This is a genomic window from Pseudomonas koreensis (assembly GCF_025447595.1).
GTDB classification, from domain to species: Bacteria; Pseudomonadota; Gammaproteobacteria; order Pseudomonadales; family Pseudomonadaceae; genus Aquipseudomonas; species Aquipseudomonas koreensis_H.
Window position 1 is genome coordinate 622,610 of record NZ_JAOEJU010000001.1, and the last position, 24,245, is coordinate 646,854.

A 24,245-nucleotide genomic window follows, 5' to 3' on the forward strand; every position below is an offset into this window, starting at 1 on the left:
ACCGCCATAAGGACACAGGGCGGTCTTTGTTCACGGGCCTATTTCACCTTCACCACATCATCCGGTTTCCAGGTCTGGTCGTAGAACTCGACGCCAGTGCCATACAGGCGCACCGCCGCCAGGAAGTTGCGGCCGCTGATTGTCTGGATGAAATTGGAATCGTCGACATTGGCCGACTTGTTCGGCCCGAAGTAGATGTCGATGGATCCGTCGCTATTGGTTTTCACCTTGTTGAAGCCATTGATCGACGGCAGCAACTGCGGTGTTTCCGGCATGGTGCCGTCGGTGATGTTGTAGGCCGTAACCGCCCAGAACAGCTTGGCCGGCGGGTTTGGCGGCAGGTGCAATTTGTATTGTTTGCCGCCATCGAGGAAGTCGCCGTCGGCATCACGAGTGGCAAACGGGTATTTCGAGCCCTGATCAAGCGTACGCATCACCATGGCCGGGGCCGAGGAGTAAGCGATCTGGAAATACGCCGCTCGCTGGCTGACGTCCCGATAACTTTCCTGTTGCCAGTCGGCAGTGCCGCCCGCCCAAGTGTTCAGGTACTGACGATCCTTGTAGTAGCGAGTGCGCTCATCCGGCCGACCAAGCTGACGCTGGGCGAGGATCATTTTCGGCGCGGTCTCGACCGCTTGCTTGAGCAACGCTTTCTGTTTGTCCGTTGGGTTGAACGGCTGCCCCTTGATGATGCCGATGGCCGCCAACCCGCCGCGGTCGGAAGGGTCGATCGCCGAGACCGGTTCGTAATCGACGAACGCCTTGAGTTTGTCCCAATAGCTGTTGTCGACGGGATACATCATGTCGAGATGCTTGCCACTGGCATTGGGGAATTCCATCGGTTTGACGTCTTTCTCCATCGCCCACAACGGATAGACGCGGGTTCGCTCGGCGGTCTGCACTGCCGGCTTCGGATCCGGGCCTTTGTCACCGGGTTTCATGATGGTGCGAAAGAACAGGAACACGTTGTAGGTGGGTGACTTGAACGCAAAGTAGCCTTTGGGAATTTCACCGTCGTAGTCGGGTGGCAGCAGCAGATAAAGGCCGCCACGAGCCCTGTCCGGGCCGATGGCGCCGACGTCGGTGAGGGTGCGCTGGAAGAAATCGGTGAACATCCCGATCACGTTGGGTGGTGCGGCCACCACAAGCGGGCCGGTTTCTTTCAGATCCAGATAGCTCATTGAGTAAATGACGTCGGCATTGGGCGTCGGCACCCAGGCGCGACTGTCCATGCGGTCCTTCCAGATCGGAAGAACGTTGTACCCCTTACCAAAGGCGGCTTGCGAACCATCACGCAGGCCGATGGTGTTCAGCGCCGGCAGCATGGCGATGTAGGCGTGTATGGCGTTCTGGTAATAGAGCTCGTCGCGCAGTTTTTCCGCTTCGTCATTTGGCAGCCAGTTGCCGTTGTTGATTTGTTTGAGCAGCGGAGGCGCAGCCGGTTCGGCAGCGAAGGCGGGCAGGGCGAGCAGCGTTGTGCTGCCGATCAGACAGGCGGCGGTTGCCGTGCGTATGCGATGAAGGATCATGATGTTTGCCTCAAAGACCGGACGATTCTGGTGTGAATGGCATTCATTCCAGCCGTCCGCAGACGGCTGGAACCTCTGGGCTTTACTTGATTTTCTTGATCACCGGCGGCTGCCAGCTACCGTCCAGAATCGCCTCTTTGCCCCAATAGGCGCGGATGTACAGCGAGATCGACTCCTTGGGTGACGGCAGCCAGTTGGTTTCCTTGTCCTTGCCCGGCGAAACGGGACCGACGTAGAGCGTCAGCGAACCATCGGCATTGCGCTTGAGGTCCTTGTTCTTGGTGCCCAACGAGTAGCGATTGAGCTTGTTGGCACTGAAAAGGTGTTTTTCGTTGTACAGGGTCAGCGACCAGAAGCCATTCACCGGAGGTTCCTGGCCGGCGGCAAACGTCACCTCGTAGCTGTGATTGCCGTTGAGTTGCGCGCCCTGATTGTCGAAGTCCGTGTAGAAGTACTGGGTCTCGGTCGGGCGGTTGTCGAACATGTTCGACTTGGCGGTGCCGGTCCGGTTGAAGTAGTCAACGCCGAACTGTGCGTTGTTGGTCGAGCGGTTCCAGCCGTTGCCGGCTGGCCGGCCATTGTGCTTCCACTCGAAAAACGGCTTGATGATTTCTTTCTCGCTGTCGATGGCGGTCTGCACCAGCAGTTTCTTGATGGCGGGATCTTTTTCGGCGGCCTCCATCAACAGGCGGAACTGACCATAAAGCGCCTCTTCGCCCGGCAGTGGCGGAACTGTCTCCAGCACCCTCGGGAATTGATCGAAGAACTTCTCCGGAATCACCCATTTGGTTTCGCCGCCGCTGGCCTTGCCGGCGTTGGGATTCGGAATGTCCGGAGTGTTTTTCCAGTCGATGGTTTTCATCTTCCCGTCGAAATCCTTGAGCGGGTAGAAGGCGACCTGATTGAGTTTTTCCTGAATGGCTGCGCGGTCTTCTTTGGTGTCATCCATGAAAATGCGCGGGATGGCATTCGTCAGCGCCGTCGGACTGCGGATGATCGCCTCAACACCCTCGGGTTTTTCGCCTTTCCAGTTGGGCCCCACCAACAGATAGAAACCAGGCTTGCTGGCATAGGCCTTGCCCAGTTCACCCACTTGATCGGTCCGCTGATCGTAGATCGAGTAAACCCAGAAACGGTCGCCGAAATCAGGCACCTGGGCGATCACCGGTTCCTCATCGAGAGAGAAAAAGCCAAGGCCGTAGACCACGTCCTGGTTCGGGCACGTGACAAACGTTTCGTCGGGGGTGATGTAGTCATGCAGCATGCCCAACTGACCGAGCGGTGCCACCGGCAGAATGCCGCCGAGCAGTCCTGGATGAGGCGCCCTGGTGATGGTGTCATTGCGATTGATCATGTTGATCATCGGCCAACCCCACAGGTAGGCCATGCGCGCAATGGCTTTGACGTACTCGGGATGCATCAGCACACCCGACGCTGGCAGCGTGACCGGCGACGGGGATGAGGTTTCCTGCGCGGCCTGCACAAGCGGCACCGAAGTCAGGGATGCCATGAGCATGGCGGACGAAAGCAGTTTCATTGCTGGATTCATTGGCGTGATTCCTTACGACTCAATGGAAACGCTGCGGTCTTCACATTCGACCGAAGCACCGTTATTGCCTGCTGGTTCTTTACGACTTCGCTACCCCGGAGCTGCGGCTGCCAGGGTGTTATCCGTGCAGATCACTTGATTCCTGCCATTGTGCTTGGCGGCATACAGGCGTCGGTCGGCGGTGGCGACCAGGCTCTCAAGGCCCGTGCAGTGATCGGCGTGGAACTCGGCCACACCGATCGAAACCGTCAGGCGCACCTCTTTGGAAGGCGCCGTGGCCAGCAAGACGCTGTCGTCCAGAACGCACACCGACTCGGCAATGGTCTGACGCAATGATTCGGCGCGACGGGTGGCCTCGGCCAGGCTCATGCCGGGCAGCAGGATGCAGAACTCTTCACCGCCGTAGCGCGAAACCAGATCCTGCGCCCGCACGGACGCTCGACACACGGTTGCCAGATGCTTGAGCACTTCGTCGCCGGCCGAATGGCCCCAGCGATCATTGATGCTCTTGAATTTGTCGATGTCGAACATCAGCAGTGAAATCGGCTGTGTCGCATCAGAACCAGCGATCAACGCCCCGACATCGGATGTCAAGCGGCGGCGGTTGGCCAGTTGAGTCAACGGGTCCCGAAGTCCCAGATCTCGCAGTTGGGCATTCAGCGCGATCTGTCCCTTGAGCAGGCGGTCGACAATCACCAGGGTCATGACCATCAACATCCCGAGCAACGCCCACACAAAGAAGAACACAGTGCTGAACTGGGCGATCACGGACCAACGCAGGGTCGCCCCGGACAACAGGTTGACCAGCATCAGGCGCGAGTTCGGCAACTGTTGATAGAGCAACAGGCCGGACTCTGTGGTGATGACCCCGGAACGCTTCTGAAACAACGTCGCCATGGAAAGTGCAGCAGGGGTTGCCGTCAGGGTCTGCAATCCATCCTCGTCTGCCGCCGTAAAGTCTGGCTCGCTGGAGGCAATCAGCGTCCCGTGTTCGTCGAGCAATGCGTGCAGGGCATCGGAGGGCGTGGTCTTGATCATGTATTGCTGGAGTCGTTGCTGGGGCACGACAAAGACGATGGCACCACGAAGAATGCCATTCACCACCACCGGGGTACTCAGGGACAATTGCGTACCGCCGGGGACCAGGCCTTCCTTGACGACACGCACGGCGGTCTCGAAATCCTCCGGCTGTTTCGGGGCCTCACTCATCACTTTCGAGGCGGCGAACTGTTGCAGTGCAGTTTCGATCTGATCGTCCCGGATCGCCGGATAGGCCACGACCAGCCCTGAGGTGGACAGGAAGAAGATGTTCGTCAGATCAACGTTGATCTGATGCACCTCCGGCAGGATTTGACTCATGATCAGCGCCATCCGGGTGTCTTCGGAAAACTGACGGTGCTCGCGGATCAGGCCGGGAATCGACAGCACTCCGGCGTCATCCAGCGCCCTGACCGGTGCATCGTCGGGCGGAACCGACAAACCCAGCAAGGAGTGCCCTTGCTCTGTCGCAATCGCTTGAAAAGCCGGGGGAGGGTGTGCCCCCGGTGGGTCATTGTGTTCGTTTAGCAGGATGCGCTCGGCCGAATTGCGCAACGTCAGCAACTGTTTCTTGTGGGTCGAAATGGCAGTATCGATGGCGATGGCTTGCAGTTGAAGGCTGTGTTGACGAGTTTCCAGTTCACGCTCATACAGCACCCAGTATTGCCGGGCGGCGAGGACCACGGTCACCACAAAAAACGCGACAAAGCAGGCGATGACAATTCGCCTCGGTGCCGTTTCACTGTGGATGGGCAATTGACTCAGCACTGGCCAGCTCCTTGGGGCGACGCGCCGTTATCGAGGGAACAGAAAGGTGACCGCCACACGAAAGCCCCAGCCTTGTGGGCCATCCTTCGCGGTATCAGCCCAGTAACGCGGGCCGGCCTGAACCGTCAGCGGGTGGCCGTCGATTTTCAGCAACTGGGTGACGGTCAGGTTGATCGGCACCGACCATTCCCGTGATTGCCAGTTGTAGGTCGACTCGGTGTTGATGCCATAAGTGGTGAATTGGTGGTTGGTGTACGAGAAGAACGGCTGGAGGAAAGTCTGGTTGACCTTTTCCTTGTCATCCGCCGGACTGCCTTCCAGTCCCCAGAGATGATTGGCCAGGATGCCGCGTGTCCAGCCATTGGATTGTTTGAGCGCCACCACCGTTGGTCCCAGCGCCCATTGCTCGCTGCTCAGCAATTCATCACTGCCGGTGGGAATCAACAGGGCAGGGCCGGCACCGAGAATCCAGCCGCTGTGTGTCGGCTGTTTGGGGGAAAAGAAAAAGCTCTGGGTGACATCGCCCACACCGGACTTGTCGGCAACACCACCGGGTGCCAGTCCGTGCTGGTCGATCACCGGCAGGATGGTGCGGGAAATCAGGTTCCAGTCTTCGTTCAGGGTAAACGGCAACACCGGTTGAATATTGGTGACGCTGTGCATGCCCTCGCCACTGGGCCCCATTTTTTGATCCCAGTTGTACTGGATGGGCAGGCTGTACATGGCGGCGACGGGATTGAGCGCCTGTTTTGCCAGTTCGGCAGAGTCGTCGGCCCATGCCAAAGTGGCTTGCGACGACCCGATCAGCGACACCACTGCAAACGTAACGGTTGCCTGCGCACGCATCTTTTCCCCTTGGCCGGCTGGCGCCGACGCACTGCCCCCGGAACTTTTTGTCCCCAAACCAGCGTAGGCGGCAAAAACCGTTTCGTCCGCTGCGCCGGTGTGTTTTGCGTCACGAATCCGGCGGCTATCGGCTGAACGGCCAGATCTGACAACCCTTGGGCGCTGAACTACGCTGCGATCTGTATCCCCCCGACGTAAGGAACTGACACATGCGGAGCCGGTTGCCTGCGTGGTTGATGATCGTTTTCAGTGTGCTTTTGGCGAGTGCTTCATGGGCCGAGGACAACGCCAGACCGGTGGGGGAGACGGCCGAACTGAAGGTCGCCAACCGCACCATTCAGGTGTTCCGCGCCACGCTGTTGGGCGAAGCACCCGCATCGCGGGTCAAACGGGCCAAAGCCGTCATTGCCGAAGCGCTGGACGAGTCGAACGATCCCGCCGTAACCGTTGCCCCGATGCAAGACAACTACCTTGTCCTGCTGGGCAGCAAGCGCGCCTTTATCGTTTCCCCCGATGACGTCGACAGCCTCGATTACGCCTCGGTATCGCTGGCCGCAGAGGGCGCAGCGGAAAAGCTGCGGCAAGTGGTTGCGGAAACCCGCGAAGCGCGAAGCCTGCATCTGATGTTGCGTGCGCTCGGCGCTGCAGCCATTGCAACCGCCATTTACGTCGTGTTGCTGTGGGGTATTGCCTGGCTGCAGCGTCGCTGGCTCAAACGACTGCCGGAGTTGATGCAGCGGCACACCCGAGCGCTGAAAGTCGGGCCGATTCCGGTGATGGACGCCAACTACCTGTATCCGCTGGTGATCCGGGTGCTCTGGTTGTTGCGCTGGCTGGTGATTCTGTTGCTGACGTATGAGTGGCTGGGTTTTGTCCTGTCGTGTTTTCCCTACACGCGACCGTGGGGAGAAAGCCTCAACAATTACCTGTTCGAGGTAGCGGGTTATCTGCTGCAAGCCATCATCGGCGCCATACCGGGGCTGGGCGTGGCGCTGGCGATCTTTTTCATTGCCCGAGGCGCCACGGCGTTCAGCCGCCGGATGCTCAGGCGCATGGCGACACCGGGCACGTTCAACTGGCTGAACCAGGAAACCCTGCAACCGACCCAACGCCTGACGTCGCTGGCCATCTGGCTGTTTGCCCTGGCGATGGCTTATCCGTATCTGCCGGGAGCCGGTACGGATGCCTTCAAAGGGCTTTCGGTACTGATCGGCCTGATGATTTCCCTGGGCGCCACCAGCGTAGTCGGGCAGGCCGCCGCCGGTCTGATCCTGACCTACACCCGAACCCTGCGCCCCGGCGAGTTCGTGCGTATCGGCGAATACGAAGGCACAGTGACGGAACTCGGCATGTTCACCACCAGCATCCGCACGGGATTGGGGGAGGTGCTGACACTGCCCAATTCGATGATTACCGGCACCGTCACCAAGAACTATTCACGCACAGTGCAGGGGCCGGGTTACGTGGTCGACACGGTGGTGACCATCGGTTACGACACGCCCTGGCGGCAGGTCGAGGCGATGTTGCTGGAAGCCGCACGGCGCACGCCCGGCGTGCTCGAAGACCCGCCCGCTCAGGTGTTCCAGACTGCGCTGTCGGATTTCTATCCCGAATATCGTCTGGTGGCGCAAGCCATTCCGAGTCAGCCTCGCCCCCGCGCAGTGCTGCTGAGCATGTTGCACGCCAATATTCAGGATGTGTTCAACGAATACGGCGTACAGATCATGTCGCCGCATTATCTGGGCGACCCCGAAGAAGAAAAGCGTGTACCGAAGGACAAATGGTTTCAGGCGCCGGCGCAGGAGCCCAAGGAACCCTGACAGGCATCTGGCCCTAAAAACGCCAGACCAGACCGCCACCAATCACATGCAGCGCAGCATTCGCGTATTCGCCCGAGACCGAACCGCCGGAACGCGCCTTGGTCTGCTGCACCTCCATGTCGCCCAGCCAGATCAGGGTGTAACTCATGTGAACGTCGAGGTCTTCCTGCAGGGCGTAGTTGAAACCGGTCGCCAGGCGCCATGACTCGTTCATCGGGTTGTCGACGGTGCGGTCCTTGTCATCGACCGCGGACGAGTCATACGCAACACCGACATTCCAGCGCAGTTTGGGGCTGATCTGATTTTGCGCACCCAGCGAGACATGCCAGGTGTCCTTGTATTGGCGGTCGGCGGTTCTGGAAGTGGAGGCGGTATCAGTGTCGATTTCAACGCCTACCTTGCCGAAATCGCTCCAGTCCTGCCAGCCGAGGCTGCCCAGCAATGTCCACTGCGGATCGAGCTGATAGGACAGGCTGGCGGTGACGGTCTGCGGCACATTCATATCAATGCTCAACTGATCGGCATCGAGACGGTTAAGCGCCAGGCGGAGCAGGGGGTTGGTGATGTTCTTCAGGTCCGGTTTGTCTTCGAACTCAAGCTTGATGCGGCTGGTGTAGGCAAGCCCGAGCTTCGTCCGCTCGTTCAGGTTGTAGAGCAGACCGACGTTGACGCCGGTGCCCCAGTCGGTGTCCTTGTAGCGCAACTGACCGTCCTCGGCGTTGCCCAGCCCGAGGACATTGTTGTTGACCGCCACTTCGGTGCGGAAATAACCCAGCATGAAACGCGGGCCGATGCCGACCGAAAGATCATCGGTAATCCGGTAGGCATAGGTGGGCTGGAACGAAACGCCGATGATCGCCGATTCCTGGGTGAAGTAACGCCCGGCCCAGTCATCGTCATAATCCAGCGCCAGGCCGAAGTTTCCGTACATGCCGAAGCCGACCGAGGAGCGCTCGTCGAGTTGATGGCTGATGAAAAAGCTGCTGCCCGGCAGATACTTCAGGGCGTTGCCGCCCTCGTTGCCACCGAAGGTGTTGTTGCTGTCGCGCGAAAACGTCAGGTCACCGAGGATCACCTGAGCATTGAAGTTGACCTGTGTCCCGGCCAACTGGCTGATGCCCGCCGGGTTGGTCATCAGCACGCTGGGATCGGTGGCCAGTACCGCAGACCCGGCGTTCGCCAGCCCTGTGCCTTCGTGTCCCGCCTCGTAAATCATGATCCCGCCGGCCTGGGCCGAAAGGCTTGTGGTGAGCAGACCGGCAAGGCCCAGGAGCGTCATGCCGGCGCGCACTGGCGAGCGCGCCACAGGCTTTGATTCGAGACGACAAACGTTCGTGACAGGCATGAGGCCGACTCCGGGACGATTCGAATTCAGATGAGAATAGAAGCGTGCAGGGATTCGGCAAATTTGCGGCGTCAGTTCCTGTCCGTGTCCCGAGGCAGTTCGATGCGTGCGATCAAACCTGAGCCTTTGCGATTGCTCAGCGTCAGGTCTCCACCCTGTTCACGCGTAATCGCACGTGCAGACGAGAGACCGAGCCCGACACCGCCGGTCTCGCGATTTCGCGAGGTTTCGAGGCGCAGGAAGGGATCGAATACCCGCTCCAGTGCCTCTTCGGGAATGCCCGGTCCCTCGTCGCTGACTTCGATGCAGATCGAGTGGGCGTCGCTACTCAGCGTGGTACAGGGGCGCTGGCCATACTTCACGGCGTTTTCCAGCAGATTGACGATCACGCGTTTGATGCCCAGCGGACGGCCGTAATAGACCAGGTGCGCCGGCCCTGTGAAGCCGATCTCGATGTGCTGGTCGCGGTAGTCATCGATGATGGTCTGCAGCAACTCCGACAGATCGAACGCGGTTGACGGCTCGGGTTGTGTGTCTTCGCGGAAAAACGCCAGGGCAGCGTTGATCATCGATTGCATCTCTTCGATGTCGCGAATCAGTTTGTGCTGATGATCCAGATCTTCCATGAACTCGCTACGCAAGCGCATCCGGGTCAGCGGCGCCCGCAAATCATGGGAGATGGAGGCCAGCATGTGCGTGCGCTCACCGATGAAGTGCTGGATCTGCGCCTGCATCGCGTTGAAGGCGATGATCGCCTGACGAATTTCATGCGGGCCTTCGATTTCGATGGGTGGAGCCTTCAGATCGCCGCCAAAACGCCGCGCGGCGCTGGCAAACCGCTGCAATGGATGCGCCAGTTGGCGGGTGGCAATCCAGGCGACCAGCAGCGTAGCGACCAGCCCCAGCGCAACGATCACCGCGATCCGGGCGTTCATGCTCAAGCCCCAACTACGTTCGGGCGGGGTGAACGACAGCCAGCTGCCGTCGATCAGCGGTACGAGGGCTACGTAATGGGCGTTGGCATTGCCTTGCGGCCAGTCGTCAGGATTGAACACTTCGATTTCACGCTCATCGCCGAGCAATTGTCGGAGCGCGGGCACCTTTGCGGTCTCGACCGGCGAGCCGTCGCCGGGCAAATGGAAGTCGATGCGCCGGGCGTGCCAGACCACGTCAAGCGCCGGGCTGCTGGCCGCCGTCGCCAATTGCGCACGCAGTTCAGCGGGCGCGGCCTCGATCACCCGCGTGGTGGCTGCGATCTGCTCCAGCAAACCGGTGCGCTCGATGGGCGGACGGGCCCAGATCCCCGCCACCTGCACGAACAAGGCATTGAGGCTCAGCGACGCCAGCATGGCCGCGAGAATCGTCAAGGCGATACGCCGGCTGAGGGTGTCGCGTCGCAGGATCCGGCCAATCATGAGCGACCGACCTTGGCCGTGAACATATAGCCCCCGTTGCGCACGGTGCGAATCAGGTCCGGGCGCTTGCTGTCGGGTTCGATCTTGCGCCGCAAGCGGCTGACCTGCACGTCGATGCTGCGATCAAACGCATCGTGGCCCTGGCCACGGGTCAGGTCGATCAATTGCTCGCGGGTCAGAATGCGCTGGGGATGTTCCAGAAACACCACCAAGAGATCGAATTCCCCACCGGACATCGGGATCATCACGCCGTCGGGCGAGCGCAGCTCCCGGCAGGTGATATCCAGGTGCCAGCCGGCGAAGGTCAGGATCGGCCGCGAGTGCTCGCCACCGGAACTGTTCTGCTGGCCTGCGCGACGTTGCAGGGCCCGCACCCGGGCCAGCAATTCCTGAGGCGCGAAGGGCTTGGTGAGGTAGTCGTCCGCGCCGAGTTCCAGGCCGACGATGCGGTCACTCAGTTCAGCCATCGCGGTCAGCATGATGATCGGAATCCCTGTCTGCGCCCTGATTTTCTGACACAGGCTCAGGCCACTCTCGCCGGGCAACATCACGTCGAGAATGATCGTGTCCGGGCGCACCCGGGCAATGGCCGCCCACATGGCCTCGCCATGGGCGGCCACTTCGACCTCATAGGCATGCTGAACGAAGAACTTCTTCAGCAGGGAAAGGATTTCCACGTCGTCATCGACGACCAACAGTCTGTTCACGTTTGCAGGATCCATGAACCCAAAAAAGGCGCATCTAAAACCATTTCGACGTCGGGGTCATTTATTTCAATCAAGCAACATTTGTTCATGGCTGACATCAGCCGGACATCGTCGGGCAAAAAACCTGCGGCACTCTGCGGACATTCCATCCAAGGGGGCTCACATGAAGGACATGTACAGCAGCTATACCACTCGAGACCACGGCGCCGTGCGCCCATTGATCCTGACCCAAAGCACGACCGCACCGGGTAAGGAAACACCCATCCTTTTTCAGGAAACGTGCCTGGGGCTGGCGCTCGATCAGAGCCAGCTCGTCCTGCGCCGCTACTTCGAGCGTTACAGCCCCAGCGGCGCTCATTGGGTCGAGTACATCAACACGATTCCAACGACCGAACTCATCCACTGGATCATCACTCACGGCCAGTTGCGTATCGAGTGTTCAGAAAATACCCCGTCTATCCGCGCACGTGCATGAGCACATCGGCGCTATCCAGCGCCTAAGGAACGTACTGATGAGTCGCAATCGCTCACTGGCGCTATTGTTCGCCGCCACCGTCAGCCTGTCGGCGTGCAGCAGCAAAAAGGTTTCTCCCGAGATGCATTCCGGTTTCTTGAAGAATTACAGCTTATTGAAGGAGCAGCAGACGCCTTCGGGGCAGACGGTATCGAGCTGGATCAGCCCGAACCTGGCCAGGGCCCGGTACACCCGCGTCTACATTGAGCCGAGCCAGTATTATCCGAAGCTGCAGCCCTCTGGACGAATTCCCCAGAGCACCCTGGCGGGCGTGACCGGATACTACGACGCGGCGCTCAGACTCGAACTGGGCAAGGTCGTAACGCTGGCCTCCAGACCCGGTCCGAACACGCTGATCGTGAAGCCGGCCATCACGCGGGTCGCCACCAGTACCCAGGGCTTGCGGTTTTACGAATGGCTGCCGGTCACACTGGTGGCGGCCGGGGTGAGTACCACCACCGGCATTCGCGACCAGGACAGCGAGATCACCACTGAAGTGTCGTTCGAAGACGGCGCGACCGGTGAGGTCGTCGCAGAGGTCGTTCGCAAGGGCAGGGGAGTACCGCTGGAAAACGACAAGCAGGTGCTGACGGCGGATAACGTCAAGAAAGTGCTCGATGGCTGGGCCACCGATTTGAGCCAATCGTATGTAGCCGCGCTCAAACGTGGCTGATGCAGCCGAATGATGACCGGCAAGGAGCGGGGGGACTGCGCTGTCCGGGCACCATTACCCCCTTGAACCGGTCAGCGCCCTTTGCTCGAAACCACAAGACTTCACGCGCAAAAGCCGGATAATGGCGGCCAATTCGTTTAGCGCTATTCTGGTAACCCGCATGGAAATCAAGGTCAATTTTCTCGACAACCTCCGACTCGAAGCCAAGTTCGATGACTTCACGGTGGTGGCCGACCAACCGATCCGTTACAAGGGCGATGGCTCTGCACCGGGTCCGTTCGACTATTTCCTGACGTCGTCGGCCTTGTGCGCGGCTTACTTCGTAAAGTTGTACTGCAGTACCCGCAATATCCCGACCGAAAACATTCGTCTGTCGCAGAACAACATTGTCGATCCGGAAAACCGCTACAACCAGATCTTCAAGATCCAGGTCGAGCTGCCGGCGGACATCTCCGAGAAGGATCGCCAGGGCATCCTGCGCTCGATTGACCGTTGCACGGTGAAGAAGGTGGTGCAGGCCGGGCCAGAGTTCGTGATCGAGGAAGTCGAGAACCTCGACGCCGATGCCCAGGCCTTGCTGATGCCGGCTTCCACGTCCGGCGCGGGCACCTGCATTGCCGGTAAAGACCTGCCGCTGGAACAGACCATCGCCAACATGTCGGGGATTCTGGCCGACCTGGGCATGAAGATCGAAATCGCTTCGTGGCGCAATATCGTGCCCAACGTCTGGTCGCTGCACATCCGCGATGCGCAGTCGCCGATGTGCTTCACCAACGGCAAGGGCGCGACCAAAGAGGGCGCGCTGGCCTCGGCGCTGGGCGAGTTCATCGAGCGACTGAACTGCAACTTCTTCTACAACGATCAGTTCTGGGGCGAAGAGATCGCCAATGCCGAGTTCGTGCATTACCCGGACGAGCGCTGGTTCAAACCCGGCGCCAAAGATGAATTGCCAACAGAAATCCTCGACGAATATTGCCTGGGCATTTACAACCGCGACGGCGAACTGCGCGGCTCGCACCTGTTCGACACCAACTCCGGCAACACCCAGCGTGGCATCTGCTCGCTGCCGTTCGTGCGTCAGTCGGACAACGAAGTCGTGTATTTCCCGTCCAACCTGATCGAAAACCTGTTTCTCAGCAACGGCATGAGCGCCGGCAACACTCTGGCCGAGGCGCAGGTGCAGTGCCTGTCGGAAATCTTCGAGCGGGCGGTCAAACGCGAAATCCTCGAAGGCGAAATGGCTCTGCCGGATGTGCCGCAAGAGGTGCTGGCGAAATACCCGGGCATCCTCGCCGGGATCAAGGCGCTGGAAGAGCAGGGCTTCCCGGTGCTGGTCAAGGACGCGTCGCTGGGCGGTGAATTCCCGGTGATGTGCGTGACGCTGATGAACCCGCGCACCGGCGGCGTGTTCGCCTCGTTCGGCGCGCACCCGAGCTTCGAAGTGGCGCTGGAACGCAGCCTCACCGAGTTGCTGCAGGGCCGCAGCTTTGAAGGCCTCAACGATCTGCCGCAACCGACCTTCTCGGGTCAGGCCGTCACCGAGCCGAACAACTTCGTCGAGCACTTCATCGATTCCAGCGGCGTGGTGTCGTGGCGTTTCTTCAGCGCCAGGGCCGACTTCGAATTCGTCGAGTGGGACTTCTCCGGCAATGGCGAAAACTCCAACGCCGAAGAGGCCGCGACGCTGTTCGGCATCCTTGAGGACATGGGCAAGGAAGTCTACATGGCGGTCTACGAGCACATCGGCGCCAAGGCTTGCCGCATTCTGGTGCCGGACTATTCGGAGATCTACCCGGTAGAAGACCTGATCTGGGACAACACCAACAAAGCGCTGCAATTCCGTGCCGACATCCTCAATCTGCACAACCTGAGCAAAGTCGGCCTGCGCAATCTCGCCAAAGGCCTGGAACACAGCGAGCTGGACGATTACACCGACATCACCACGCTGATCGGCATCGAGTTCGACGACAACACCCCATGGGGCAAGTTGACCATTCTCGAACTGCGCTTGCAGATCTACCTCGCCTTGCAGAAGTACGAGCAGGCCAAGGATCTGGTCGAAGCCTTCCTGCAATACAACGACAACACCGTCGAGCGCGGCTTGTTCTATCAAGCGGTCAACGTCGTGCTGGAAATGGAACTGGACGAAGATCTGGAGCTGGAAGATTACGAAGCCAACTTCCGCCGCATGTTCGGCGACGAACGCATGGATGCAGCGATCGGCTCGGTCAACGGCAGCGTGCGCTTCTACGGTCTGACGCCGACCAGCATGAAGCTGGAAGGGCTGGATCGGCACCTGCGCCTGATCGAGAGCTACAAGAAACTGCACGCAGCGCGGGCCAACTTCGCGGGTTGATTCCGCTGGCGGCACGCACAAAAAAAGCACCTTCGGGTGCTTTTTTCGTTTGCAGGCCTGGTTCGTTTCAGCGTGATCGCTCACTCACCCATTGCGCCAGATCCTCCGGGGCCAAAGGACGGGAGAACACATCGCCTTGGGCTATCGGGTAACCCAACGCTCGAAGAATGTCCCGTTGCCCGGCGCTTTCAACCCCTTCGGCGACGATGTTCAGTTGCAGGCTCTTGCAGATCCCCGCAATTGATTGGGCCAGTGTCCGGGCACTTTCGCTGGTTTCCAGATCGTCGATGAAGCTTTTGTCGAGCTTGATGGCATTGACGGGCAGTCGCAGCAGATAACTCAGGCTGGAATAGCCGGTTCCAAAGTCGTCGATGGACAGGCTGACACCGGATTGACGGACTTCGCTGATCACCGAGATGACCGTGTCGGTGGCGTCGAGAATGAAGTCCTCGGTGACTTCCAGGGTCAGGCAGGAGGGCGGGAGCCTGTACTGTGCCAACAGCGTTTCGATGAGTTCGACAATGGCCCGGTCGCGAAAGGCGACGGGGAAAATGTTGACCGAAATCTGCGGCACATCGACCCCGGCGTCGCGCCATTGCGCCATTTGCCGGCACGCTTCGATGAGCACCCATTGATTGAGTCTGGGCATCATTCGTGTGTCACGCACCAACGGGATGAAACGGTTGGGCGGGATGTTTCCCAACTCCGGATGAGACCAGCGGGCCAGCGCCTCGACACCAAACAGCTGGTTGCCGTCGAGCATCAGTTGGGGCTGGTAATGCAGCGTCAGCTGATCGGACTCCAGGGCCTGCTTGAGGGCCATGCTCAGGGTCAGTTCGTCGTCGGTTGAATCAACCACCACCGGATCAAACACTTCGATAGACTGGCGACCTGCGGACTTGGCCTTGTACATCGCCTGGTCGGCGTGCAACAGCAACGCCTGAATATCATTGCCGTGGTCCGGGTAAATGCCGATGCCAATGCTGGCTGAAGGCGACACGCTGACATCGGCCAACATCATCGGCTCCGAGAGCTGGCTGAGCATGCGTTCCGAAAAGGCAATCGCCTGTTCGGCACTGGAAGGGGACAGAATAATGACGAACTCGTCCCCCGAAAGACGGCTGACAACATCATTGCCCCTCACGGAAGACTGAAGCCTTCTGGCGATTTCAGACAACAGCAGATCCCCGGCAGCATGCCCGAGTGAATCATTGATCTGTTTGAACTTGTTGATGTCGATGAACAACACAGCCAGGGATGATTGCGAACGCTGGGCATTGGCGATCATCGTGTTGGCTTTCATCATCAACAGCCGTCGATTGGGCAGCAGGGTCAGGCTGTCGTAATAGGCCAGCCGTTCGATATCGTGGATAAAACTGTCCCGCTCCAGCGCCAGTGCGCAGAGCTTCAGACTGGTTTGCAGCAGCCGTTGATGTTGCGCGGCCGGAAGGTGGTTTTCGCGGTAGTAAAAAGTGAACGTGCCGAGAGTCCGCCCGTTGTTGGAGCGAATGGTGTTGACCCAGCCAGCCGTGAAACCCAGCGACTGCGAAAGATGCGGATCAACGCATTCGCCGTCGTAAGACCCAGGGTCGGTGAAGTTAAGCATGATGCTTTCTTTGGCATCCATTTTTTGCAGGATGGAACGCTCGGCAAGACTTTCCAACGACTGAAGCAGACCGTCCGGCAAGTTGAATTCGGCAATCAGCGGAAGGCAACCGCGCTCATCAAATTGCCGTATGGAAACACCGATTTCCGGCGCGATACGGCCGATTTCCAGACATAACAACTGCATGACATCGCCCAGAGGTTCTTCACGGGCCATGGCACTGAGCACCTTGAACTGCAACTCGTCATTCATCTTGGCTTCGGTGATGTCCGTCACGATGGCAACGACGTCCTGCTGGACACCTTGAGGGTCGAGTACCGGATTGGCGACCACGCGAACCCACAGCGGTTGTTTTGATTTGTTGTAGACCAGTAACTCCGTGGTGTGACTTTCTCCCTTCTGGATACTGCTTCTGAACGAGAGAACCGTTTGCGTATCCGTATGACGGCCGTAAAACACCTGGTCTGGCTTCTTGCCCACCAGATCGGCTGTTTCATAACCCAGCATGCGCACAAAACCTTCGTTGACGTAGGTAATGACGCTGTTTGAATCCGTGACGATGATGGCGCTATCCGTCCGGTTGACGGCAATTTTCAGCAGTCGGCTTTTCTCTACTTTCTTGATCACGTACAGCAGGAAGAACGTCGTGGCCAACACCAGCAGAAGTATCATCGCCGCCGCCGCGATGTATATCTTGAATCGGTCACCCATGGACTGAAGCGAAGTCTGGCTGATGTTATGACCGTACTTGATGAAGTTCTTCTGTTCCTGCAGAAGTTGCTCTTGAATCTCCTGTACCGGCTGGGCAAGTGCCCATTGCACATCACCGGCGCCGGTGTACTGAACCAATCGATTGAGCACGTTGACGTATCGTGAATAAACGTCTTTTAACGCCTGGACCCGGACATGGTTTTCTTCGTCCACTCGGGTGCGGGTGAGAAACCGGTCGAACGACTCGTTCGCCAGGATCAATTCCATGCGGGCATGTTGCACCATGTCCTGCGGAACGGTATTGAACAGAGCGATTCGGGTGTTGGCGCGTGACAGGGAGAGCCGGGCCTCCATCAAGTGCTGAACGGTTTCCGCCACCGCATCGACCTGGTCGACGGCCACACTTGAAAGGTTTCCGATGCTGGATTGGTTGCTGGTCGCTAACCAGAAGCTGAGGACTAATGTTGCACACTGAAAGACCAGTGCTGTTGTCAGGATCGTTCTCAAACCGTGAGGCGGTGCAAACTTGCGCAGCAAAAAATCCTCCTCTGTCCCGGACAGATGGGGAAGGGTTGGCGAGGGTAGGTATTCAGCCGGAAAGTCTCTGGCTGGCAGTTCATGATCGTGCTGAAAGTAATCGGTGTCAGGAGCTGTACCGGAGGATCTCCGGACGAGACACGGCAGGGTGCCGCAAAGCTTTTCTATTCAAGAGAGCGCCGCATTCCCAAGATAAGTGGCCAGGGGCTATTAGGGGCGCGGAGCATATAAGAAAGTAATGGCCGAATGAAGTAGTTGAACCGCAGCCATGCAGATAATTTTTGCGATAACTATTGGCTGACCGGTCAGGAAAGTTAATAAAAATTCTTTTGCATTCAATACTTAACGAAGTTTGTCTGACATAACCCGCGAAGAACAAAAAAAGCACCCGAGGGTGCTTTATTTGTTTGATCGCTGATCGGCAAACGCTGACGTCAGAGCGCAGCCTTCACCTGCAACCCGACCACCAAGGCGTTGTCGATGTCCTGACCGGAAAACGCTCCCGGCTCAATGATGTATTGCAGGTTGGGTCGCAGCGTCAGCCAAGGAGTGGCCTGATAACCATAACCGAGTTCGATCAGCTGCTCGGCGCTGTCCAGATTCGGAAACGCTGCACCGTTGGCCAGCGCGGCGTCCTGTTGCACATCGCGACTACGTGGGTTCGGCACCGCTCGACCGTAGCCCAGCGCGACAGTGTCACGAGGACGACCTTCGAATGGTTTGTACAAAACCAGGCCGGTGCCGTACCACTTGCTGAACGGCGAAGCGGCTTCACTGGCTGCCGAGTATTGACCGAACGCATGCAAGCTGCGGCCTTCGGAAGACGGCGAGGCCCATACGGCCTGGTCGATCAACAGGTAATGGCCGCCACGCCCGGACACTTCTTTGTCACTGCCGATGCGTTTCACGTCGGAGCTGTCGTAGTAGTAGCCGAGCTTGTATTCGCCGGGCAGGGTGCCTGCGCGTTTGTAGACCAGTTCGACCGGCACCACGGTGCCCGTCGTGTGTTTCGGGCCCAGGTGCCAGGCGCGGCTGGAATTGCCGTTGCTTTCAGGGTCGACATTGAACGCGGCGACGCGCAGTTGCCATTCCGGCGACAAGTCATATTTCACCCGCACACCCAAATGAGCGTTGGGGTAGTTGGTCCAGCCGCTACCGCCGGACATGTTCAGCGGGTGGCCGCAGAATCCGGCGTTCATGAAGTTGCAGAGAATACCGCTGTCCAGCCCGCCGAGGTCGTTGCCCATGGCCATGTAGCCGAGTTTGACGTTCAGTGCCGGAGTGAACAGCGTTCGTTCGTAACTCAGTTCAGTCAGGCGTGTGTAGAGGCCACCGTAGTTTTCCTGGATTGGTAGACGGTTGCCCACCAGATCTTCGGACGCGCTGTTGCCACGACGGTCGTTGATGCTCAGCTGGATCTTGCCAGCATTGTCCACGCCATAGATTTTGCTCAGATCGAATTGCGCACCGAGTTTGATGTTTTGCGAGTAGCGGGCCGAGCGGTGCAGGCCACCGTCGGCGTTGTAGGCGGTTTCGCCGGTGTAATCGCCGGTGAATTTGATGCCGTCTTCATCGAGTTGGTGGCGCAGTCCGCCCCAATCGCCGGTCAGCGTGTTGCGGGTGAATACGTTCGAATCGGTATCGGCGAGAGCGGGTAGAGCAGAGCCGCAGGTGAGACCGAACAGCATGCCGGTGAAGACCCCGGCGTGAGAAAAGCGAACAGCCAATGACATTGCGCAAATCCAGAGCGAAGGACATGAAACAACGCGACACCCGAAGGTGCCGCGCACAAGTGAAGTGAAGGAGGGCGCTGCGGTTTACGGCAGGGCATACGCCATCACGTAGTCGCCACGGTCGGTCGATTGACGAGCGCCACCGGCGGTGATGACCACGTATTGCTTGCCGGTTTTCGGCGACACATAGGTCATCGGACCGCCCTGGCTGCCAACTGGCAGACGCGCTTTCCAGACTTCCTCACCGTTGCCGCTGTTGAACGCGCGCAGATAGAAGTCCTGGGTGCCGGCGATGAAGATCAAGCCGCCCTGGGTCGACAAGGTGCCGCCGAGGGTCGGCAGACCGATCTTGATCGGCAGGTGCATGCGGATGCCCAACGGGCCGGTGTCTTCAACCGTACCGACCGGAACTTGCCAGGCGACTTTCTGGGTTTTCATGTCGATGGCAGTCAGCGTACCGAACGGTGGGGCCTGGCACGGAATGCCGGCAACCGACAGGAAGCGGTTCTTGTTCACCGCGTAAGGCGTGCCTTTCAGCGGAACGGCGCCCATGCCGGTGTTCAACGCTTCACCGCCAGAAGTTGCCTGGCCTTTGTTCTGCGACGGGATCATCTGAATCCACAGGCCCAGGCGCATGTCATTGACGAAGATGAAACCGTGCACCGGGTCAGTCGAGATGCTGCCCCAGTTCATGCCGCCCAGCGAACCCGGGAAGCTCAAGGACTTGTCAGTACCCGGCGCGGTGTACAGACCGTCGTAACGCATCGACTTGAAATCGATCCGGCACAGCAACTGGTCATACGGCGTGGCGCCCCACATGTCGGATTCAGTCAGGTGCTGAGCACCGATCTGCGGCATGCCGACCGATTTCGGCTGGGTAGGGGAGTAGGGTTCGTTCGGAATGTTCGACGCCTTGACCGGTACTTCTTTAACCTCGGTCAGTGGTTTGCCGGTGGCGCGGTCGAGCACGTAAATCTGCCCGGCCTTGGTGCCGATGACCACGGCTGGAACGGTTTTACCGTCCTTGGTGAAGTCGATCAGGCTTGGCTGCATCGGCAGGTCGAAGTCCCAGAGGTCGTTGTGCACGGTCTGGTAGACCCACTTTTCTTCGCCGCTGTTGGCGTCCAACGCCAGGATCGAAGCGCCGTAGGTGTGGTCCAGTTTGCTGCGCTCGACACCATAGATGTCGGTGGACGAACTGCCCATCGGCAGGAAGATCGTGTTGGTTGCCGGGTCGTAGGACATCGGTGCCCAACTGTTCGGCGTGCTGCGAACATAGGTTTTGCCATCGGCCGGCGCCTGTTTATCCTGCGGATTGCCCGGGTCGAATGCCCAGCGCATCGCACCGGTCATTACGTCGAAACCACGGATCACGCCGCCCGGCATGTCGGTCTGCACGTTGTCGGCCACACGACCGCCAACCACCACGGTGGTGCCGGCCATCAGCGGCGCGGAGGACAGTTGATAGTAGCTGTCCGGGACATCACCCAGACCGGCCTTCAGATCGACCTGGCCGTTGTTGCCGAAACCCTGGCAGAACTCGCCGGTGTCGGCATCGACTGCGATCAGGCGGGCGTCGATGGTGTTGGTCAGCAGGCGGCGCGTGCAGTTGACAGCAGGAGCGGCCGGGGTTTCGGTCACTGGCGAGCTGGCCGGTTTGGCGACAGCAGCGCTGGCGTCGAAATACGCCATGCCACGGCAGCGCTGCCAGACTTTGGACTGGGCGTTGATCGCGTTTTTCCAGAGTTCTTTACCGGTGTCGGCATCCAGTGCGATCAAGCTGTTGTGCGGGGTGCAGATGAAGACTTTGTTGCCGATCTGTAGCGGGGTCAACTGGTCTTCGGCGCCGTTGCCGTCGCTCTCGGCGATGTCGCCGGTGTGGTAGGTCCAGGCGACTTTCAATTTGTCGACGTTGGTGCGATTGATCTGGTCCAGCGCGGCGAAGCGGCTGCCGCCTTCGGTATTACCGTAGTGAGCCCAGTCTTTCTGCGCCTTTTCCGGCTCGACCGGCGTCAGGCCTGGTCCGGTGCCGGTAGGGGCGACGGTCGGGTGCGCGACGAACATGTTGCCGGCAGCCACCGCCAGTCCAACCGCCATAACAGCGGCAACACCGTAGGCACCACGACCCACGACGCCGCCATTGGCGCGTTTGAGCATCGGGTAGACCAGCGCGACCACGAGGCCGACGGCGCTGAACATGAACAGGCGCGAGAAGACCGGCCAGAACACCAGCCCGGCATCGCTCACCGCCCAGATCGCCGTCCCTACCAGAAAGGCTGCGAACAACCACGCACCGGCAGGCTTGATACGAGCGATCAGCAGACCGGAAACGGCCATCACCAGACCACCCACCAGGAAGTACCAGGAGCCTCCCAGGCTGACCAATTTCACGCCGCCAGCAGCAAGCGCCAGGCCGAGGAGGGCGATGATCACGCCCAACCCCACCAGAATGAATTTTGATATGCCCGAGAGGCGTTGACTCTGCTTCACGTTGAATGTCCCGTTGAAATGAGGAGGGCATTATATAGTTAGGTAACTACCTAGTTAAATCACTAATTCAGCATGAAGTGTAGTTTGCTGCTCAATGGCGCGCATGAGCGGGGACGAGCGCATGCCCGAGGAGTGGCGGGGATTGGTGAGACGGCGGGGAAGTCGCTTTTCTGTCAGGAGGGATGGGATTTTTGACAGGTGTGATCAGCAAAGTGGTGCAGAAGCAGCGCTCAATCCACGAGCGCTTTGGCCTTGGTGATGGAAAACGCTTCAGGTAGACGGGTGCCATTTTTGGCCGCAAGAATTTCGGCCATCACGCTGACCGCGATTTCCGCAGGCGTCTTGCTGCCGATATACAGGCCGATCGGACCGTGCAATCGCTCAAGCGTCGCCTCGGTCTCACCAAAGTGCTCGATCAGGCGTTCGCGGCGCAGCTGGCTGTTGCGGCGCGAGCCAATGGCACCGATGTAAAACGCCGGGCCATGCAAGGCTTCGAGCAGTGCCAGATCGTCGAGTTTGGGGTCATGACTCAGGGCCACGATGCAAGTGCGCAGATCGACTGCGAAGTCGCGCACAACATCATCGGGCATGCCGACGATTCGCTCTACACCGTCTACCGCCCAGGTCTCGATGTACTCGGGCCGTGGATCGCAAACCACTACCTTGAATCCATTGAACAACGCCATGGTGGCCAGATACTCGGCCAGCGCGCCGGCACCGATCATGAGCATTCGATAACCTGGCCCCAAGGTGTTGAGCATCTGCGTGCCGTCGAAACTGAATTGCTCCGGTGTGGCGGTGGCTTCGAGCGTGACCCGACCGGTCGCCAACATGAGGCGACGGCGAACCAGTTGCCCGGCGTCCAGTTGCACCAGCAGCTCGTCGAGCGATTCCCGGTCCGGGTTGAATTCGAGAATCAGCTCAAGCGTGCCACCGCACGGCAAGCCAAAGCGATGCGCCTCATCGGCACTGACGCCGTAGCGCACCACTTGTGGCGCGCTGTCCTGCAGACCGCTTCCGCCATGGGCGGTCGTGTAGCGATGGATCAGATCGTCCTCGATGCAGCCGCCGGAAACGCTGCCCACCACGCGACCGTCGTTACGCAAGGCCATCATCGATCCGGTTGGGCGGGGTGAAGAACCCCAGGTGCGAGCCACTGTGGCGATCAGCACACGTTCTCCGGCAGCGAGCCAGTCCCGCGCCGTGCGCAGGACCAGCAAGTCGATGCTTTCCATCAGGCTTTCCTCTTAACGCATCTGCAGGATGATCGGGCTGCTGCTGGCCGGCCCCGTGTGTTCACGCAGCTTGCTCACTGCCTGCGCATCGACAGCGGTGCCCTGATTGCCCCAGGTGCTGCGCATGAAAGTCAGCACTTCGGCTATTTCCTGATCCGACAACTGTTCACGGAATGCCGGCATGCGATAGGCATCGGGCACACCGGCCGCCACGACGCGCTGCGAACCATTGAGGGTGATGTTGATTGCCGAGGCGCTTTCCTTGGCCAGCGCAGACGTCGCGCCCGCCAGCGGCGGCATCCATTCTGATTGGCCCTTGCCGTCCAGACCGTGGCACGAAGCACAGCGCGTCACGTAGGTATGAGCACCGGGCGAGTCCAGACGTTCCGCCGCCGAAACCGCTTGATACTGCCAAGGCTGCCCGTCGCGTTGGCGATCGCCAGGCAGCGACTTCAGGTAACGGGCAATGGCCGTCAGATCGTCATCGCTCATGAACTGCGTGGAGTTGTTGAACGCTTCGGTCATCGATCCGTAGACCACCGCGTGTCGGTTGCGACCGGTTTTGAGGAACTGCACGATTTCCGCCTCGCTCCAGCGGCCCAGCCCGGTGTTGTGATCATCGCGCAGGCTCGGTGCATACCAGCCATCGAGCAAGGCACCGGCGAGGAACGGTGTACCGGACTCGTCCAGTGCTTTCTCGTTGAACGCCAGGCCGCGAGGGGTATGGCAACTGCCGCAGTGCGCGGCACCCTGAACAAGGTACGCACCACGATTCCACACTTCATCCTGCGACGGTTTGGCTGCATAAGGTTCCGCGTCTACGAATACGCCGTTCCACAATGCAATCGGCCAGCGAAGGTTCAGCGGCCACGGAATCCCGCTCGGGATGTTCGGCTGTTTGACCGGCGCCACGCCTTTCATGAAGAACGCATACAGCGCACGCACATCATCGTCACTGAGCTTGGCGTAGGACGGGTAGGGCATCGCCGGATATAAACGGCGACTGTCGGGTGCCACGCCATGGCGCACGGCCCGGTCGAAGTCCGCCAGACTGTAGTGGCCGATGCCGGTTTCCGTGTCCGGGGTGATATTGGTCGCGTGGATCGTGCCCAGCGGTGTGGCCATTTCCAGGCCACCGGCGAACGGCGCGCCGCCCGGCACGCTGTGACAAGCCACGCAATCGCTGAGTCTGGCGACGTATTCGCCACGGGTGACCAACGCCGGGGCGATGTCGGCCACGGCAACCGGATTGCTCTCAAAAGGCGAGGCGGGCTCGCGTGTGACATACCAGGCCAGCAGGCCTGCCGCGACCAGGCACGGCACGGCCAGCCAGCCAGCGGTTCTTGCGAATCGGCTGTTATTCATGAACGCTC

General features: G+C 59.6%; 16 protein-coding genes. 4 read left to right on the top strand and 12 right to left on the bottom strand.

The features are described from left to right. Positions 1–38 precede the first annotated feature (38 nt). The 4 genes from N8H71_RS02660 to N8H71_RS02675 form a co-directional block, all read right to left on the bottom strand. Positions 39–1,529, bottom strand: coding sequence for a DUF1254 domain-containing protein (locus N8H71_RS02660; protein WP_262192699.1), 1,491 nt, complete (start codon positions 1,527–1,529; stop codon positions 39–41). An 82-nt stretch (positions 1,530–1,611) separates the two neighbouring features. Continuing rightward, complete coding sequence (locus N8H71_RS02665) at positions 1,612–3,066, bottom strand: DUF1254 domain-containing protein (RefSeq protein WP_262192700.1); 1,455 nt, start codon at positions 3,064–3,066, stop codon at positions 1,612–1,614. A gap of 102 nt (positions 3,067–3,168) precedes the next feature. Beyond that, positions 3,169–4,884, bottom strand: a complete 1,716-nt coding sequence (locus tag N8H71_RS02670; RefSeq protein WP_262192702.1) for a diguanylate cyclase — start codon at positions 4,882–4,884, stop codon at positions 3,169–3,171. A gap of 27 nt (positions 4,885–4,911) precedes the next feature. Continuing rightward, complete coding sequence (locus N8H71_RS02675) at positions 4,912–5,730, bottom strand: transporter (protein ID WP_262192703.1); 819 nt, start codon at positions 5,728–5,730, stop codon at positions 4,912–4,914. Between the two features lie 209 nt (positions 5,731–5,939). Between N8H71_RS02675 and N8H71_RS02680 the strand changes: the two genes are divergently transcribed. Continuing rightward, positions 5,940–7,550, top strand: a complete 1,611-nt coding sequence (locus tag N8H71_RS02680) for a mechanosensitive ion channel family protein (RefSeq protein ID WP_262192704.1) — start codon at positions 5,940–5,942, stop codon at positions 7,548–7,550. A gap of 13 nt (positions 7,551–7,563) precedes the next feature. Here the strand turns inward: N8H71_RS02680 and N8H71_RS02685 are convergent, their stop codons facing one another. The 3 genes from N8H71_RS02685 to N8H71_RS02695 form a co-directional block, all read right to left on the bottom strand. Next, the gene (locus tag N8H71_RS02685; protein ID WP_262192957.1) at positions 7,564–8,829 is read right to left on the bottom strand and encodes an OmpP1/FadL family transporter; all 1,266 of its coding nucleotides are present in this window, start codon (positions 8,827–8,829) and stop codon (positions 7,564–7,566) included. 137 nt (positions 8,830–8,966) lie between these two features. Continuing rightward, complete coding sequence (locus N8H71_RS02690) at positions 8,967–10,310, bottom strand: ATP-binding protein (RefSeq protein ID WP_262192706.1); 1,344 nt, start codon at positions 10,308–10,310, stop codon at positions 8,967–8,969. Further along, positions 10,307–11,032, bottom strand: coding sequence for a response regulator (locus N8H71_RS02695; protein WP_262192707.1), 726 nt, complete (start codon positions 11,030–11,032; stop codon positions 10,307–10,309). Before N8H71_RS02695 ends, N8H71_RS02690 begins: the two co-directional genes overlap by 4 nt. Before the next feature lie 148 nt (positions 11,033–11,180). On the opposite strand from N8H71_RS02695, the gene N8H71_RS02700 reads away from it, so the two are divergent. From N8H71_RS02700 to N8H71_RS02710, 3 genes are all read left to right on the top strand, one after another. Next, positions 11,181–11,492 carry a hypothetical protein gene (locus N8H71_RS02700; protein WP_262192708.1) on the top strand — a complete coding sequence of 104 codons (312 nt, stop codon included), beginning with the start codon at positions 11,181–11,183 and terminating at the stop codon, positions 11,490–11,492. Positions 11,493–11,529: 37 nt separating this feature from the next. Continuing rightward, positions 11,530–12,204: a DUF3313 domain-containing protein gene (locus tag N8H71_RS02705; protein WP_262192709.1), complete on the top strand. Its 675-nt coding sequence runs from the start codon at positions 11,530–11,532 to the stop codon at positions 12,202–12,204. A gap of 160 nt (positions 12,205–12,364) precedes the next feature. Next, positions 12,365–14,560 carry an OsmC domain/YcaO domain-containing protein gene (locus tag N8H71_RS02710; RefSeq protein WP_262192710.1) on the top strand — a complete coding sequence of 732 codons (2,196 nt, stop codon included), beginning with the start codon at positions 12,365–12,367 and terminating at the stop codon, positions 14,558–14,560. A 67-nt stretch (positions 14,561–14,627) separates the two neighbouring features. Here N8H71_RS02710 and N8H71_RS02715 read toward each other — a convergent pair whose 3' ends face one another. The 5 genes from N8H71_RS02715 to N8H71_RS02735 all read right to left on the bottom strand — a co-directional run bounded on the left by N8H71_RS02715 (position 14,628) and on the right by N8H71_RS02735 (position 24,237). Further along, positions 14,628–17,414: an EAL domain-containing protein gene (locus N8H71_RS02715; protein WP_262192711.1), complete on the bottom strand. Its 2,787-nt coding sequence runs from the start codon at positions 17,412–17,414 to the stop codon at positions 14,628–14,630. Positions 17,415–17,848: 434 nt separating this feature from the next. After that, positions 17,849–19,147: a carbohydrate porin gene (locus tag N8H71_RS02720; RefSeq protein WP_262192712.1), complete on the bottom strand. Its 1,299-nt coding sequence runs from the start codon at positions 19,145–19,147 to the stop codon at positions 17,849–17,851. Positions 19,148–19,231: 84 nt separating this feature from the next. Continuing rightward, a complete protein-coding gene (locus tag N8H71_RS02725) occupies positions 19,232–21,637 on the bottom strand; it encodes a glucose/quinate/shikimate family membrane-bound PQQ-dependent dehydrogenase (RefSeq protein WP_262192713.1) in 2,406 nt (801 codons plus the stop codon). Positions 21,638–21,867: 230 nt separating this feature from the next. Further along, positions 21,868–22,872 carry an XdhC family protein gene (locus tag N8H71_RS02730; protein WP_262192714.1) on the bottom strand — a complete coding sequence of 335 codons (1,005 nt, stop codon included), beginning with the start codon at positions 22,870–22,872 and terminating at the stop codon, positions 21,868–21,870. A gap of 12 nt (positions 22,873–22,884) precedes the next feature. Continuing rightward, a complete protein-coding gene (locus tag N8H71_RS02735) occupies positions 22,885–24,237 on the bottom strand; it encodes a c-type cytochrome (RefSeq protein WP_262192715.1) in 1,353 nt (450 codons plus the stop codon). Between the last annotated feature and the right edge of the window lie 8 nt (positions 24,238–24,245).

What these genes read in the sequence shown, in the direction of transcription:
- N8H71_RS02660 (WP_262192699.1), bottom strand. Translation starts at nt 1,529, where the DNA reads ATGATCCTTCATCGCATACGCACGGCAACCGCCGCCTGTCTGATCGGC.
- N8H71_RS02665 (WP_262192700.1), bottom strand. Translation starts at nt 3,066, where the DNA reads ATGAAACTGCTTTCGTCCGCCATGCTCATGGCATCCCTGACTTCGGTG.
- N8H71_RS02675 (WP_262192703.1), bottom strand. Translation starts at nt 5,730, where the DNA reads ATGCGTGCGCAGGCAACCGTTACGTTTGCAGTGGTGTCGCTGATCGGG.
- N8H71_RS02680 (WP_262192704.1), top strand. Translation starts at nt 5,940, where the DNA reads ATGCGGAGCCGGTTGCCTGCGTGGTTGATGATCGTTTTCAGTGTGCTT.
- N8H71_RS02685 (WP_262192957.1), bottom strand. Translation starts at nt 8,829, where the DNA reads ATGACGCTCCTGGGCCTTGCCGGTCTGCTCACCACAAGCCTTTCGGCC.
- N8H71_RS02690 (WP_262192706.1), bottom strand. Translation starts at nt 10,310, where the DNA reads ATGATTGGCCGGATCCTGCGACGCGACACCCTCAGCCGGCGTATCGCC.
- N8H71_RS02695 (WP_262192707.1), bottom strand. Translation starts at nt 11,032, where the DNA reads ATGGATCCTGCAAACGTGAACAGACTGTTGGTCGTCGATGACGACGTG.
- N8H71_RS02700 (WP_262192708.1), top strand. Translation starts at nt 11,181, where the DNA reads ATGAAGGACATGTACAGCAGCTATACCACTCGAGACCACGGCGCCGTG.
- N8H71_RS02705 (WP_262192709.1), top strand. Translation starts at nt 11,530, where the DNA reads ATGAGTCGCAATCGCTCACTGGCGCTATTGTTCGCCGCCACCGTCAGC.
- N8H71_RS02710 (WP_262192710.1), top strand. Translation starts at nt 12,365, where the DNA reads ATGGAAATCAAGGTCAATTTTCTCGACAACCTCCGACTCGAAGCCAAG.
- N8H71_RS02720 (WP_262192712.1), bottom strand. Translation starts at nt 19,147, where the DNA reads ATGTCATTGGCTGTTCGCTTTTCTCACGCCGGGGTCTTCACCGGCATG.
- N8H71_RS02730 (WP_262192714.1), bottom strand. Translation starts at nt 22,872, where the DNA reads ATGGAAAGCATCGACTTGCTGGTCCTGCGCACGGCGCGGGACTGGCTC.
- N8H71_RS02735 (WP_262192715.1), bottom strand. Translation starts at nt 24,237, where the DNA reads ATGAATAACAGCCGATTCGCAAGAACCGCTGGCTGGCTGGCCGTGCCG.